Source organism: Bacillus sp. AFS037270 (assembly GCF_002585305.1).
The window spans coordinates 168,072-184,063 of record NZ_NUNF01000020.1 but is presented as its reverse complement, the minus strand read 5'-3'; the positions used below and the strand labels follow the sequence as shown (position 1 = coordinate 184,063).

The following is a 15,992-nucleotide window of genomic DNA, read 5'->3' as shown; positions in this document are numbered from 1 at the left end:
AGGGAATAATTTCATATGGATGTTACTCCCTTCTCTCTTTATTTATCATCAAAGAAAGCCAAAACACTTTAACTATATTTGACAAATTGTTTTACTAATTTACAAAAAGCTTTCCTAAAAACTGAAAGTAGTTAATCTAACTTGGAATACATTTCTACAATTTCTGCTAGATTTCTACAAAATTCTCTCTATCTATTTGGACAAACTTCTTACGTCTTCTTTTGGTTTGGTTGTAAATTTAAAATTATACTTTTATCCACTCTCAATTGGATTTTCCCCGCATAAGTTCCTCCCCCCGATAGAGTGATTTTAGCGGAATCCATTTATTTACTTTATTAAATTAACCTCTAAATTTGTCGAAGAGTTACTGATAAAACTAGCTACCATATGTAGTATCATATGAGAGGAATTATACATAGGAGTATAATAAATTTATTATGGGAGTGATTCAGATGACAGTAAATGAGGTTGTAATTGTAAGTGCTGTTAGAACACCAATTGGAAGTTTCCTAGGGAGTTTACAAAATGTTTCAGCTAAAGTGCTTGGTGCCACAGTAATAAAAGCGGCAATTGAAAGAGCAGGTATTACTCCAGCTAGTGTTGATCAAGTTATTATGGGTAATGTGTTACAAGCTGGTGCAGGCCAAAATCCAGCTAGACAAGCTTCCCTTGCAGCTGGAGTTCCACAAGAAGCACCAGCATTGTCTATTAATATGGTTTGTGGTTCAGGCTTAAGAGCCGTGCACTTGGCCACACAAGCCATTCTTTCAGGCGAAGCTGAAGTGGTAGTGGCAGGCGGTATGGAAAATATGAGTCAGTCTCCATATATATTAAAAGGCGGCCGTAACGGATTTAAAATGGGTGATCAGAAAATTCTAGACAGCATGATCCAAGATGGGTTATGGTGTGCTGAAAATGACTATCACATGGGTGTTACAGCTGAAAACCTTGCCGAAAAATATGAAATTTCCCGTGTTGAGCAAGATGAATTTTCTGCATGGAGCCAACAAAAGGCACAAGCTGCGATTGAGTCTAATAGATTCGCAGATGAAATTGTTCCTGTTGAAGTCCCTGGTCGTAAAGGTCAAGTAAGTGTGTTCAGTCAGGATGAGTTCCCTAAGTTTGGAACAACTGCAGCAAGTCTAGAAAAACTTCGTCCAGCCTTTAAAAAGGACGGAAGTGTAACAGCTGGTAATGCTTCAGGAATTAATGATGGTGCTGCTGCTTTAGTAGTGATGAGCCGTAAAAAGGCTGAGGAATTGCAGCTTAAACCATTAGTAGTTATTAAAGCAAATGCTGTAGCTGGTGTTGATCCAAGTATTATGGGTATTGGACCTGTACCAGCTGTTAAAAAGGCTTTAAATACTGCATCATTATCATTAGAAGATATTGATTTAATTGAGGCAAATGAAGCGTTTGCTGCCCAATCAATCGCTGTAGACCGCGAATTGCATTTTAATAAAGAAAAGTTAAATGTTAATGGCGGTGCGATTGCATTAGGTCACCCAATTGGTGCCAGCGGAGCAAGAATTTTGGTGTCATTAATTCATGAAATGAAAAAACGTGAGGATCGTTTTGGTTTAGCTACATTATGTGTAGGCGGAGGACAAGGTGTAGCAACGATTATCGAAAACATTTAAACTGGCAAATGAAATAAAATGACAGACTCAAAAAAAAAGGAAGAAAAAGTCCCATCTAACTATTACTTGTAATAGTGGGTAATTGGAAAGTCAGCATTTTATTCATGTTAATTAGGCATCCCTTGATCATTCTCTTTTAGAGAATACAAGGGATGTTCATTTATCCATCCTAATTATACTTATTAAAAATACGATCTCTTGAAAACAAATGGGTTCCCCTATAATAAGACCAGCACTAGTGGTTTAATTTTCTTTACTTACATCTTCCATCTCACTCAATTATAAAAAGAAGTATTAGGAGGGATTAATTTGAAATCTAATGAATCTAAGATTAATAATGACTTTAATAAAATGCTTAATACCGATCAAATTCAGAAAGAAGAAGAAACTCCACAGAAGCTCTTTAAAGAATATAAAAGATTTTACGAAACTGAAAGCTTTCTGGAAGCAATAGAGATGCTAACTCAAATAATTAATAAAGGATTTCCAGCTGCGGAGTTCGAAATGGGTAAACATCACTATTTTGGAAGTGAACAATTAGGTATTGCAAAAGACTACCTAAGGGCATTTGATTATTTTTCGAAAGCTGCCTTTCTTGGACATGCAGGTGCTCTTTATTACCAAGGGATTATGTATCTTAAAGGTTTAGGGGTTGTTTTGGATGTTAATCAAGCATTGCATAACCTAAATATGGCTGCAACTCAAGGTGAAATTGAAGCATTAGACGCATTAGGTAAAATTTATCAATTTGGTTACTCTGACATTCTACCTGATTATAAAAAAGCAGAAAGCTACTATAAGAATGCAATTAATTTAGGCAATCCCCCTTCTATGTTAAATCTTGCATTATTGCTAGAAAATCAACTTAGGTTTGAAGAAGCCTATGAATTAATTATCGAATCAGCAAAGCATGGGTTTGTGGGAGCCATTCAATATGGCTTGAGTACATACAAATAATGTATTCAAACATACTAGTAAGGGTCATTGAGATTGAATCTCAATGACCTTATTTCAATTATTCATTGATTAAACACTGCTCCCAGAAATCGGTGCAGTTCAATTTAGTTATTTCATTACGGTATCTTATACATACTTGAAGAAATCATTTTAATCATTCCTTCAACAAGGAATGGAACCTCTTCAAAGGCATTTTTCATGTGTAGTCGCTCCGTCCGTTTATGGGCATCTTTGCCAAACGGCCCGACATTTAAGACAGGAGCCTGTAGTTGTGCCATTTCATCAAAAGGGATGGTATAGCTGCTCCCCCATACCGGTGTATTTGCTTTAAAGGCAGTCCAGCCTTTTCCATCATCTTGATAGTTTACATAGCTTAAGTCGCTGATTCCATTGAAATAATGAACTTGTTTGACTGGTAAAGCAAATTTCTCCAGTCCTTTTTCTCTCACATATTTAACACATTTGTTAACAAGATGATCGTCAGATGAATTAACTGCTGGATAATAGGGAGGTGCAAACATTAACACAATCGCCGGTGCGAGTTCTTGGCACTCAATCATCAGGCTGTCGGTAATTCGTAAGGATTTTTCACGATCATCCCAGTTGGAGTTAGCTTGAACCTCTGCTTTCACTTTCTCAACTAATTCACGGCCGAATTTTCGAATTGCATGCGACTGTAGATCCTCAAAACGCAAAACTCGGACTTCTCCGACGGGCTTGACGGATTGCTTAAGACAAACACCTTGATAGGATTGATTGCATGCCATCGCAGCTTCTTGAGCGATTATTTCAAATTTCACCATAATTTCTTCTGCCTTCTGTTTCATTAAAAAAACGTTATACAATGCTGCTGAGCGGTATGGGGTTTGAACGGAGTATTCCAATCGTAAATCCTTTTGCTGAAGTGTCACGGGAAGCGGTGTGGATTCTCCCATTACATTTTCCTGCAGGCTCAAATTCCATTCCATGCGCTGAGTCAAAAATGAAGCAATATATGGTGCAGTAATACCGCTAAGCGGCTCACCTACATGTGTTTCTTTCCCATAAAAGAGTGCGGACGGCATAATTTTTCCGATTGATCCAGAATAAATATAATAACTTCTGTCACCGGGCTCTTGTGTAAAGACTGGCTCCCCATTTAAGAAAAGTTTATAGTGGAGACAGTACTCTTCTTTTAGTTCTAATAGTTTTGGTATGGCTGCTCGCATACCTGAGGAGTTAACCTCCTCATCAGGGACGGTGAGCAACAGGAGATTAATCGGCCATTTTTCAACTGATGCTTTTTCCAGTAACCCCATGTGCATCGCAAGTCCCATTTTCATGTCCATTGTCCCGCGTCCAAATAAATATTGACCCGATAGAAGATCCACTTGTGCATCGCCGTGTAATTCATCAATTCTATCAAAAAGTAATTTTGTCAACTCTTCAGGTTGATAGGCAAATGGCTGAAGGTCCCCATATTCTTCAGTATTCACAGTATCAAAATGACTGATTAATACGATCGTGTCCTTAACTTCCTTATGCTTATATAACGCCGTTAAAAAGCGACGACCCAAATCCGCTTTATTCAGTCCCAAGTTGTTAGGATTGTCACGAAAGTATTGGAGTTCTTTTAGCTTCGCCTGAACTTTGCCGGGAAATTCACGCTCACCTTCCGTTAATGTCATACTATGCCAACTGACTAGTTCACACAACAATCCTCTTAATTTGTCCGGTGTTCCCCACCTAAGCTGCTCCATAATCCTTATACTCCTTTGAAATCAATTCTTAATAAAGTAGTATTTTAATATATTAAAAATTGTGCTTAATTTTTTTGTGAAAGATCACTGTCCACCTGTGATGGACCGTGTACATTTGTGGTGCCTGACACCCTATTTTTGAAATAGAAGGAAAAGTAGCAAATAACCAGGAATCCTAGTCCAATGAGGAGTCCTATTAATTGGGTTGGATCGAATGCTAAGAATATTAATATTGAAACACAAAATACAATGCAAATGAGAGGAATTAGTGGGTAGAAGGGAACTCTATACTGTAAATCCTCTAATTTCCCACCCTGCCGCAGGTATTTACGGCGAAACATAAATTGGGAAAGGGCAATTCCTATCCATGAGATGGTTACCGATATTCCGGCAATAGACATCAATAATACAAAAACTGTATCAGCAGCAATTACACTTGTTAACAAAGATAATAATGAAAAAATCATAGTAAAGACGAGGGCTGAAAAAGGGACCTTCCGTTTGGATAATTTCCCAAACACTTTCGGTGCCATTCCTTCATGAGACATTGCCCACAATAGCCGGGTTGATGCATAGATACATGAGTTCCCTACTGATAAAATGGCTGTCAGAATGACAAAGTTCATAATATCTGGTGCAAATGGAATTCCAGCCAGGTCCATTAAAGTCACGAATGGGCTTTCTAGTAATCCAAGCTCTTTCGTTGGAAAAATGGCTGATAAGATGATAATAGAGGCAAGATAAAAGACAATAATTCTTACTAACACGTTGCGAATGGCACGAGGTATGTTCTTTTGAGGTTCTTCGCTCTCACCCGCTGCAATGCCAATCAACTCTGAACCTTGATACGAAAAGATAACATTCATCATTGTGACAAAGAGAATGGCAATCCCAGCAGGGAATAAACTAGTGGGTGCTAAGTTGTGCATTAAAGGAGCAGGCCTATCCTCCAATGGAATAATTCCAACTATTGCCCCAACACCTATGATGATAAAAAAGATCACGGCTATAACTTTAATTCCAGAAAACCAATATTCGGCTTCAGCGAATCCTCTTGTCGTTAAGGCATTTAATAAAAATAACAGGAGAATAAATATCGCACACCAAACCCAAACAGATATATCTGGAAACCATCGCTTCATAAGGATTCCTGCTGCCGTGAATTCTACTCCTGCAGTAGTCGCAGAACCTATGAAATACATCCACCCCAGAGAAAAGCCGGCCGATGGACTAATAAATTTACTTGCATACGTTTGAAATGATCCAGTAACAGGCATATAGACAGCAAGCTCCCCTAAGCACACCATTACAAGGTACAAAATGATGCCGCCAAATATATACCCTATTAAGGCACCACCTGCTCCTGCCTGATTAATCGTATAACCAGCATTTAAAAATAAACCAGTTCCAATGACTCCCCCTAAAGAAAGCATGAACAAATGGCGCCGTTTCATAGACCGACTTAATTGTTCTTGTTGAATCCCTTGATTTCCCATCCTCTCTCCCACCCCTCTTAATTTGCAGTCTACTAAAAGCGCAGTGACAAACAGCTTAATCCGCCATCCAACTTTCGAAACTCAGACATTTCAAGTTCAATTGTTTGATAGCCGGCTTCATTGATTTTTTGTTTCGTCACAGGGTTGCCTGCGGGAATTATGACATAGTCATTTACTCGGACACAATTGGCCGCATATTCCTCTTCGGGAGAAACAATAATTTTTTTATAGGAGTTGAAATCGGGATGGTCAATAAATTCTCCAGCAACAACAATGGTTTGGTCCCCTAAATAGGCGATTCCTGTCTTTAGATGAAAAAATTTCTCTAAATGAATAATCGTTGCTTTATATCCCTCGGACTCAAAAATTTGTTTTAATTGTCCGGCACCCTCTAAGTTTGTTCTCGCAGAAACACCAATGTAAAAATGTTCCTCAATCTGTAAAATATCTCCCCCATCAAGAGTTCCAGGAGCTTTAATATAATAAATAGTTTCGTAGAAAGACTTGATAACAGGTTCCATATCATGGATTTCTCCGTTCCGTGAAAGAGCCCCTGGGTTTGAAATAACAGCAAATTTAGGGGTCAGTACCGCTGTATCCTCCACAAAAGTGGAATCTGGAAATTCAATATTACATGGGAGAACCGTTACCTTTGTTCCACATTTTTCTAGTGCATTAATATAAGCTTTATGCTGTTCTAATGCTATTGCTAATTCTGGTTTTCCCAGATTGGAAGTGGTTAGCCCATTTACATAAGTTTCACCTGGTATTTTTACAATCGTATTTTTATACATGATTCGTCCCCCTCTATTTTTACTCCCGAACTACTGGACATGTGAGACACGTTGGTCCTCCTGTCCCTAAATAAGAGATTTCATTTCCGTCATATTCATAAACAACAGCTCCTGCATCAAATAATTGTTGCTTTGTTTTTGGGTTCCCACTCACGATTATGCAAACTCTTGGTGCCAAGGCAAGTACATTACAGCCAAGCCGATCATATTCTTCATCCGGCACTTCTATTAATTTAAAGCCGCGCTTGATAAGTAGCTGTCTTAGGAAGACAGGCATTAATCTGGAATAAACCACCGCTAGATTTTCATCTACGATACTAATGAAAGACATAAGATGAAGGCATTCCTCTTCTCCATGAGCATGCGGCAAGTGAACAATTATACATTCATCCACTAAATCTTTTGTGATTTCTTGAATTTGGCGGATAGCTTCATCATTAGTACGATACCCTCGGCCAATTAACAAGGTGCGATCGTCTAGCCAAACTAGGTCTCCTCCGTCAGCCGCTGCATCACCGCTGAGTTCTCCTAAAATTGGAATGTTCTTTTCACGTAAAAAACTTTTATATGCTTCTGCCTCCGGCTGACGCAGCTTTTTCCCTGATTTTAAAATGATTGCCCCTTTTGTGGTGAATTTTACAGGGTCATGGGCATAAAGAGAATCTAATCCTACTGTTTCTGTTGCAGGTAAAAACTCAATTTCAGCTACATGTTCTTTCATAATAGCAAGAAACTGTTCAAATTCTTGATGTGCCTTTATGTAATCTGGTTCATGGATGTAATTGAATTTTTTCCATTCATTACTCAAATGTTCTTGATTGATGAAAGCATCTTTGGGATGTTTCATAATGACTTTATAAAGTTTCTTATACATTGACGAAACCAAGTCAACCTCTCCTTTCTTTTCCGTATAGTGGAAAACACTTTCTTATAATGGAAATTTATAATATGATATTATAGTAAAGAAAATTGCATGTCAATATATTTCGAATTTACAGATTATTTTATATAGGATATCTAAAGAGACATGATAGGAGTGGGATTCATGCAAACAATTGACCGAGCAATGCAGGTAATTAAAGTACTTAATGAAAGCGATATAAAAAGGTGGTATTCTATAACAGATTTATCTAAGGTATGTGACCTGCCAGTCAGTACCATGCATCGTCTATTACAATCAATGATCAAACACGGACTAGTCCAACAGGATCCGGATTTAAAACTTTATTCAATGGGTAATACATGGTTAGAATATGGCTTAAAGATGTATGATACCTTTGATTTTGTAGGGCTGATTCGTCCCGAAATGGAGAAGTTAATGCATGAAGTGGAAGAGAGTGTTTACTTTAGCAAACCTATAGGCTTAGAGTCTTTATTGATGGAGAGAATTGACTGCCCTCAGAACCCCATCCGGATTTATGATCAGCTGGGAATCAGAATCCCGATGAATATCGGTGCTGCCAATAAGGTTATGCTAGCAAATATGCCTAAGGACGAAGCCCTAAAAATTGTAAATGAATTAGTTACAGAAGAAGATTCGGAATCATTCTTACAGCTGTTAGAAACTATTCGTAAACAAGGTTATGGGGAAAGCCACGGGGAAAAAACAAAAGGCACCTCCTCGGTTGCAGCTCCTATCTTCAATCACTCGAACGAACTAATAGGAGCGCTCAGCATCGGTTATGTTAACTTCAATTTATCAGTGGAAAGGCAGCGTTTTCTCATCGAAAAAATAATACAATATGGCTTACGTATTTCGGTGAAGCTGGGCAGTAAAAAATAGAATTCAAATTCGATTATGTGCATTTTCATATTTTATCTAAAAAAAGTACAAAAATAGTCCTTCAGTTTCCGATAAATGAACAAACTACTTAAGACGCAAAAAAAGGTAAATGCTGAATTCAGCATTTACCTTCTTAGAGGTATCAATCTTATTTATTTGATTGATTTCCTTTTGCATCACGTTCTACTTCCATTTTTGTTACAGGTAGATATCCTTGTTCTTTTAAAAGATTGTTTTGAATATCCTCTGACATCATAAAATCAAGGAATGCTTTAGCAAGATCTGTAGCTTCACCTTTTGTATATGAATGCTCATACGCCCATACTGGGAATTTACCAGTTTGTACATTTTCAGCAGTTGGTTCTACACCATCAATGGAAAGAGGTGTTACAGATTTATCAGTAAAGTATGAGAATGCAAGGTAACCAATGGCGCCATCTGTTTCGTTAATAATCTTTTTAACAGTGTTTGAAGAGTCTTCTGTGATTCCTTCAGCAGGAGTTGCACCATCAAGAGCAAACTTATTGAATACTGCACGTGTACCTGAAGAGTCAGGACGGTTTACAAGAACGATTTTTTGGTCTTTTCCGCCAAGTTCTTTCCAGTTAGTGATTTTTCCAGTGAATACTTTAATTAAATCTTCTTTTTTAATATCTTTTATACCTACTTTAGGGTTAACAGCAGCAGTCATACCTACAACAGCTACTTTATGATCAACAAGCTGATCAGCTGGAATGCCTTCTTTTTCTTCGGCAAATACGTCTGAGTTACCAATTTGTACAGAACCTTCTGCAACTTGTGATAAACCTGTACCAGATCCACCGGCTTGTACTTGAACATCAACGTTTGGATTTTGAGCCATGAATTCCTCAGCAGCTGCTGCTACTAAAGGCTGCATTGCAGATGAACCAGAAATAGATAATGAACCTGAAAGTTCTTTCTTTTCCTCCGTTTTAGGAGTTTCTTTACTAGTGCCTTCTGTTTTATCAGTTGATGTACCGCCTCCACAAGCTGCCATGAAAACCATTACTGCAGCTAATAATGTAAGAAGGCTTAAATTTTTTAAACGTTTCATTTGCTTTATTTCCCCCTATTTTGATTCATATTATTATATGAATCTATTTGTTTTCCTTACAGTTATAAATATAGACCATGATTATTAATTGAGTTTGAAGTGAATGTAAAGGTTTTGTAAAAGTCTAATTTTTATTATTTTAATAGTTTAATTATTAAAAGATATCTCTGTAAGTTGGAAATAGAATAGGAAAAAGCGGAACGATTCAGTTCCGCTCTACTATACCAACTTAAATAAATTCATTTTATGCTGAAAGTTCTTGGTCGTGTTTTGACTTTGAATGATTCTGATTCCCACTAATCCACTGATACATAATCGGAATAACTAACAGGCAAATAAGTGTTGAACTGATCATTCCACCTACCACCACTACACCCAGTGTTTGGGAAATGATCGCATCCCCGTTACCTGATATAGCTAAAGGCAATAGAGTTAATATAGTGGTTCCAGCTGTCATTAATACTGGTCTAACTCTTGCAGCGGTTCCCAAAATAATGGCCTTACTTGGCTCAAATCCTTCTCTTAGATTTCTCTCAATTTTATCCACTAATACAATTCCGTTTGTAACCACAATACCTGTTAACATCAATAATCCAACTAATGCTGCAAGGTTCCATTCAAGCCTAAAAATAAACATTCCAATAACAGATCCAATAAAGGCTAATGGAATACAGATTAGAACTGACAAGGGTGCTTTCCATCCCTGAAAAACAGAGCTTATAATGACAAGAACAAGCAAAATGGAGAAGAATAACGCAATCGCCATTTCAAATATCATTTGGTATACCTGCTCCGGGGCACCTGCAAAGGAATAATCAACACCATCCGGCAACGGAATTTTCTTAAGTTGATCTTTAACTAGTTTCGTCACATGGCCAATATCACTTGAAATGATATTGGCTGTAATTACTGCAAATGGATGTCCGTCCTTTTCTTGAATCACGGAAGTTCCTGCAGGCATTAATAGAGCAAGCTGATCCAAACTCACTTTCTGCTCATCCTTACCTATGAAGACCTCACTTCCAAGCAATGAAAAAATATCCTGTGAGTTCCCATTCTGTTTATCAGTATGAATGACAACCGGGTAGGTATTTTGATTAATGGAGATAAACCCTTTTGTTCCTTCAGCAGTATATTGCTGGATCCGTTCTAAAACATCATCAAGTTTTATGCCATAATGTTCGTTGGCTTTTCGATTAAGCGTAATCTCATATTGAGTTGAATGATCATCAACATCGGCAGCCCCCTGTATGGATAATCCAGGAACAAGTTTTAGCTGGCTGCGTATGGTTTGCGCCATGGTTTCCAGCGTCTGGCTATCAGCTCCGGAAAGATTTATTTTTAACTGGGAATCATCCCCTGCAATATTTTGATTCGAAACCGTAAAGACAGCTTTGCTAGACAATGAATTTAGTTGCTCCTGCAAACTTGTAATTAAGGCATTGACATTTGTACCTTCCTTTACCATAATCGACAAATTAGCGAAGTTTGGTTTCTGAAGCCACCCTCCTCCTGCATCAAATACATCATCTGACTGTGGCATGAAGGATGAACCCAGACCTGAAGAAAAGGATTTCACTTTTGGATTACTTTCCAGAATTGATTCGATTCTTTTCACTTCAGTGTCGACTTCTACTAGAGAAGTATTCTGCGGCATTTCTACTTGTACCCCAATTTGACTATTGCTGCTCGCCGCTGGTAAAAAGTTCACTGGAAGAAAGGCGGCCCCGGCTGACGCTATCATAAATAATGCAAGACAAACAGACACCACTATTTTTTTACGATTGAACACCCAGGATAGAACTTTATGAGATATTCCCTCAAAATCATCATCCCTCGAAACTGGTTTTCCCCGCCAAAAAAAGTTGTAAAGAACGGGTACAACTAAGATGGAGACAAGTAAGGAAATGACTAAGGCAATCACCACTGACCAAGCAAATCCGGAAAACGCTGAACTTACCAATCCTCCAATCAAGGCAATCGGAACATAAACAGCAACGGTGGTAGCAGTGGACGAAACAATCGCCGGAATCATTTCACAAACTGCATCAGTTAGCAATTGAACACTGGTTTTGCCATGAGCCTCATTGACCTTCTGGTTCATATTATCAAGAATAACAATCGAGTCATCAACCACTCTTCCCATGGCAACAATCAGTCCTGAAACGGTCAGTAGATTGAGACTGATTCCCATCGTCTTTAATAATCCTGTTGTCGCTAATAAACAAATGGGCAGTGAAAGGGCAATTAGTAAAGTAGAACGGACTTTACGGAAGAATAGAAATACACAAATCATTGAAAATAAACAGCCTAATAAACCTTCCTTGATCAGACCCTTTAATGAAGCATTAACCTGCTCGCCTTGGTCAAAAAGGATGGAAACTTGGATATCCTTATTTTTCAAAGCAGGAATATCTTTCATTGTACTTTTTACCCTACTAGATACATCTGTGATATTGGATGAAGAAGTTTTCAACACATCCAAAAGAACACTTGGTTTTCCGTCCGTCCTTGAAATGGTCTCAAGGTTCACAATGGAGTTTGAGATGTCAGCCACATTAGAAAGCTGAACGGATTTGCCTTCTCCGTTACCAATAGGAAGCTGCATGAGATCCTGTTGGTTGAATCCCCAGCCCGTCACTTGAACAGGAATCGATACCTGATTATTTGATACCTTTCCCTCTATTCCAGTTGTGTAGTTTTCTGCAAGTGAGCGTTTTACATCATTGACAGAAAGCCCGGCTTTTTTTAAATCCTCGAGCCTTAGTTTAACAGCATATCCCGCTGTTCCACCTCCGGATACCCGCACATCCTTTACCCCTGGAACGGTTTTTAATCGATTAACAAAATCTTCTTGAATCGCCGTGCGAAGTGTATTTTCTGTAATATTGGCAGAAGACCCCATCAGACTCATACGAATAATCGGCATGGAATGGGTACTAAGACGTGTTACTAACGGTTTTTCAGTCCCAGCAGGAAGTTTAATCGTATCTAAGGCTTGTGATACCTGCTCTTCGGCTTGTTCCATGTCATAACTCATGGGAAAGTTTAAACTGATTAATGCCCCACCGTTAAAGGAGGTGGTTTCCACATCTTCAAGACCTTCTACTACCCGGACTGCCTGCTGTATCGGTCCTGTTATCTGGGCTTTTACTTGTTCCGCCTGATAATTATCTGCACGAATTGTCACCGACAGGGTGGAATTATTAATTTCTGGTAAATAATCCCTCTGGATCTGCCATGCAGACATACCACCCCATACAAGTATCAGACCAATTAAGGTTACAATCAAAATCGCACGCTTCATGGTTTCATTTATCAATCGTTTCATATAAACTTATCCAGGCAAAATTTCGCCCGAAAACGTTCCCCCTCTATATGTATTATAATGTAGCGAATTTCTAGGATTTGATGGTGCCATTGGTGAATGGTTTCATTCAGTAACTACCACCTACCACGATTGGCATAGTGAAAAATCTGTAGGTTTTAACAAAAATAGCTATCCTCTCGGATAGCTATTTTTGTGTTTCTACATACCTTTACAGCAATCCCTATTAAAATAGTAGAATAAGCTATTAATCATTGTCAGCAGGTGATGGAGCAAAGCTTTCAGGCTGCTTCTCTACCTCTTCAGGTGCTTGAACCTTTTTCTCACCTGGATATGGCTTATCAAAACCTTTGGTCGCATACCAAACGGCATGATTAAGCATATTAGCGTTGGTTTCATCCGGTGATGCATTTCTACCTACTAACTTTTCTTTGTTTTTATTGGACCACTCTGTCCATTTTTTCGAAAGTTCCTGAGCCTCTGGTGTCACCTTTTCTGTGTTAGCTAGTGCTGCCGTATTTGCATTTGGCTGGCCATTTAAGGTGTCAAGCGGTATTTGGTTTTGCTCTACTTTATATGGAGTAAAGTCTGGTTCATTTGTAAAGATTTCGCTCATTGGTTCCGCAGCTGCATCGTTCTGATTCATAGGCTGAAGTCCCAAGATTTGTTCAATACTGCGAACCATGTTAATAACTGTCCAATAGTGGCTGTTTGTCACACCTTTTTTCACCCATGGACTGATGACAAACGCAGGTTCACGGTGCCCATCCACGTGGTCAAGACCATTTTGTGCATCATCTTCAGTAACAATAATAACAGAATCTTTCCAATATTTACTGTGAGAAATTAAATCGACAATTTTACCAACAGCCAAATCATTATCCGCTACCATTGCCTGCGGTGTAGGAGACCCTGTAGCAGTACCGTTTGTATGGTCATTTGTGATCCACAACTGGTTCAATGCCGGTAAATCATCATTCTTTACATGTTGTTCAAACTGACGCTTGAAAATTTCAAAACGATACTGGTCTGGAATGCCCATATCAAATGTAGGGAACGGCTTATGTGTAATTGGCCCGAGTGACGGAATATCATATTTCGCCTCATAGTTGCCAATTGGAACATGCAACTGGCCTTGCTTTTGACCAGAAAGGATTAAGGAATCATTATACCAATCAGTCCAACTTCCACGCGGTGCTGTACCGGTAAAATCAGTAGTGTCTTCGCCAAAGTTTTCTACGGATAAACCTTGTTTGATTGCTTGATCCCATAAATGTCCGGTAGGTGCATAGGCCATTGGGTCTCCAGCTCCACCCGGATAGCTTCGAACGTTCGCTGCATCTGTTTCTTTATCTTCATAATCTGTGTTTGTACCCTGCATTACCCATTGGTGTCCGCTGGCAGACTGAATACCGGAAACATAGAAATTATCTAATAGTGGATAAGTTTCAGCTAATTTATGGAAGTTTGGAGTAACAGCTCTTGGGAACTGCGTTAATCCCACTTCCCCATTGCCCTTACCTAAGTCTCCGAGCACTTGGTCATACGTACGGTTTTCTTTTACAATATAGAATACGTGTTTAATAGTAGATGGCTCGCCAATACGCTCTGGCATTGCAACTGGTTTTTTGTTATTTCGAGCCTCGGCATTTCGGTTCTTTATGCCATACCAGTTGTTGTTTGAATATACTTGCTTTGTTCCTTTAACAAGGTCTTCCGCTGAAGGGAAAGGAATCAATGATAACGATCCAACCTGAGCGTAAGAAGAGTGTCCAGTTACTTTGACCCCTTGAATCGTTAAATCACGGGCCGGACCTTGTGAACCAATACCATCGGCATTTACTACTACTAAATTTTTATTTTTATTGTCTACTGCAATATCAACAGGGAACCAAGCAGTGGGTAAAAGACCTTGCAATTCAGGTGTCTTATCAGGGCCTTGCCAATCATAAACCGCAATCGCGTTATCGCGGCCAAGGCTGACCATTAATTTATTATCAACTACTTTGACAGCGTTTGGAGCCGCACCTTTATGAGCATCTGGATATGGTTCGATGTCAATGGTTTGTACAACTGTATTGGTTTTGGAGTCGATAACCGAAACTGTGTCACTATTTGTATTGGTTACAAATATGTATTGGCCTGACTGCGTCATACGCTCTGGCTGTACGCCAACTTCAATCGTTTTAGTAACGGTGTTGGTAGTAAGGTCAATAACGGATACCGTTCCAGTAGAAGTAGCTCCTGTTTTTGGATCTACAACCACTTGAGTTCCAGATGAGTCAACAGTCGTATCTCCAGCCTTAGCTTTCCTTCCGCCCTGGTTGGTTACGTAAGCTGTATTTCCATCTACTAAAATGCTTGTTGGGGCATTATCCACAGCAATTTTTGCTGTCAATGCTCCGGTTTGAGGATCAATGACACCAAGGCTGTTGTCACGGTTAAGTGCTACTAAAAGCTGGCCTTGTGCTCCAACTGCTAGATCAAGCGGGTTGATATTTCCACCAACAGCTGGATTTGGAAGAGTATAAGTTTTTTGGATAGCAGGAGTTCCATCTACACCAACAGACATCACCACAACCTTACCTTTGCCGCCTGAAGATCCTGTAGCATATAACTGATTTCCGTCTTTTGAATACGCTAATCCCCACATACTAGAAAGACCTAAAGATAAATCTTTGACAGTTAATTTTCCTGTTGCAAGATCAACAACATTGATCCCCTTGCCGCCGTAATTGCTTCGGCCAACGATGGTTACAGCTGTTTTCCCATTTGGATTAACTGCAACCGTAATCGGGTTACCGCCAAATTCAATTTGCTTTCCAGCAGGTGTAATCAATTGATTCACAGGTGTTTGTACAGAACCATCTGCTTGATTACCTACTAAATTGCTTCCAAACCCGCTTTCTTGTGCAGCGTAAGCCCCAGCTGACCCCAATAGCATGGTACTTAAAGTAAGTCCCGCCAGCAACTTTTTCTTTTTTCTAAGCTTTTTTAACATTCCTCTCATCCCTTCCTTAATACTCTAATAGGATACTATTCTTTTATTAAGCTATAATTTAGCCATTGTAAAAGTTAAACAAGGCAATGTAAAAGATAAATAAACAAAATTCAAACTATTTATCTATATCTTTAAGACTATCCCTCATTTTGAATTCTATAATTTCAGTAGTTTAGTCA

General features: G+C 38.9%; 10 protein-coding genes. 3 read left to right on the top strand and 7 right to left on the bottom strand.

Annotation, left to right across the window (positions count from 1 at the left end; all coding sequences use genetic code 11):
• Positions 1 to 452: 452 nt before the first annotated feature.
• Positions 453 to 1,640: an acetyl-CoA C-acetyltransferase gene (locus COD92_RS11170; RefSeq protein ID WP_098530615.1), complete on the top strand. Its 1,188-nt coding sequence runs from the start codon at positions 453 to 455 to the stop codon at positions 1,638 to 1,640.
• 309 nt (positions 1,641 to 1,949) lie between these two features.
• The gene (locus COD92_RS11165) at positions 1,950 to 2,597 is read left to right on the top strand and encodes a tetratricopeptide repeat protein (RefSeq protein WP_098530614.1); all 648 of its coding nucleotides are present in this window, start codon (positions 1,950 to 1,952) and stop codon (positions 2,595 to 2,597) included.
• A 116-nt stretch (positions 2,598 to 2,713) separates the two neighbouring features.
• Here the strand turns inward: COD92_RS11165 and COD92_RS11160 are convergent, their stop codons facing one another.
• From COD92_RS11160 to COD92_RS11145, 4 genes are all read right to left on the bottom strand, one after another.
• The gene (locus COD92_RS11160) at positions 2,714 to 4,336 is read right to left on the bottom strand and encodes a M20/M25/M40 family metallo-hydrolase (RefSeq protein ID WP_098530613.1); all 1,623 of its coding nucleotides are present in this window, start codon (positions 4,334 to 4,336) and stop codon (positions 2,714 to 2,716) included.
• Positions 4,337 to 4,401: 65 nt separating this feature from the next.
• Positions 4,402 to 5,832, bottom strand: coding sequence for an amino acid permease (locus tag COD92_RS11155; protein WP_098530612.1), 1,431 nt, complete (start codon positions 5,830 to 5,832; stop codon positions 4,402 to 4,404).
• 32 nt (positions 5,833 to 5,864) lie between these two features.
• Positions 5,865 to 6,626 carry a dimethylarginine dimethylaminohydrolase family protein gene (locus tag COD92_RS11150; RefSeq protein WP_098530611.1) on the bottom strand — a complete coding sequence of 254 codons (762 nt, stop codon included), beginning with the start codon at positions 6,624 to 6,626 and terminating at the stop codon, positions 5,865 to 5,867.
• A 19-nt stretch (positions 6,627 to 6,645) separates the two neighbouring features.
• Positions 6,646 to 7,500, bottom strand: a complete 855-nt coding sequence (locus COD92_RS11145; protein ID WP_176541217.1) for a dimethylarginine dimethylaminohydrolase family protein — start codon at positions 7,498 to 7,500, stop codon at positions 6,646 to 6,648.
• Positions 7,501 to 7,671: 171 nt separating this feature from the next.
• On the opposite strand from COD92_RS11145, the gene COD92_RS11140 reads away from it, so the two are divergent.
• Positions 7,672 to 8,409 (top strand): IclR family transcriptional regulator, encoded by a 738-nt coding sequence (locus tag COD92_RS11140; protein ID WP_098530609.1) that lies wholly within the window; start codon positions 7,672 to 7,674, stop codon positions 8,407 to 8,409.
• A gap of 148 nt (positions 8,410 to 8,557) precedes the next feature.
• On the opposite strand, the gene COD92_RS11135 is transcribed toward COD92_RS11140, so the two are convergent.
• The 3 genes from COD92_RS11135 to COD92_RS11125 all read right to left on the bottom strand — a co-directional run bounded on the left by COD92_RS11135 (position 8,558) and on the right by COD92_RS11125 (position 15,813).
• Complete coding sequence (locus COD92_RS11135; protein ID WP_098530608.1) at positions 8,558 to 9,484, bottom strand: phosphate ABC transporter substrate-binding protein; 927 nt, start codon at positions 9,482 to 9,484, stop codon at positions 8,558 to 8,560.
• A 244-nt stretch (positions 9,485 to 9,728) separates the two neighbouring features.
• Positions 9,729 to 12,815 (bottom strand): efflux RND transporter permease subunit, encoded by a 3,087-nt coding sequence (locus COD92_RS11130; protein ID WP_098530607.1) that lies wholly within the window; start codon positions 12,813 to 12,815, stop codon positions 9,729 to 9,731.
• Positions 12,816 to 13,059: 244 nt separating this feature from the next.
• Positions 13,060 to 15,813 carry a bifunctional YncE family protein/alkaline phosphatase family protein gene (locus COD92_RS11125; protein WP_098530606.1) on the bottom strand — a complete coding sequence of 918 codons (2,754 nt, stop codon included), beginning with the start codon at positions 15,811 to 15,813 and terminating at the stop codon, positions 13,060 to 13,062.
• Positions 15,814 to 15,992: the final 179 nt, after the last annotated feature.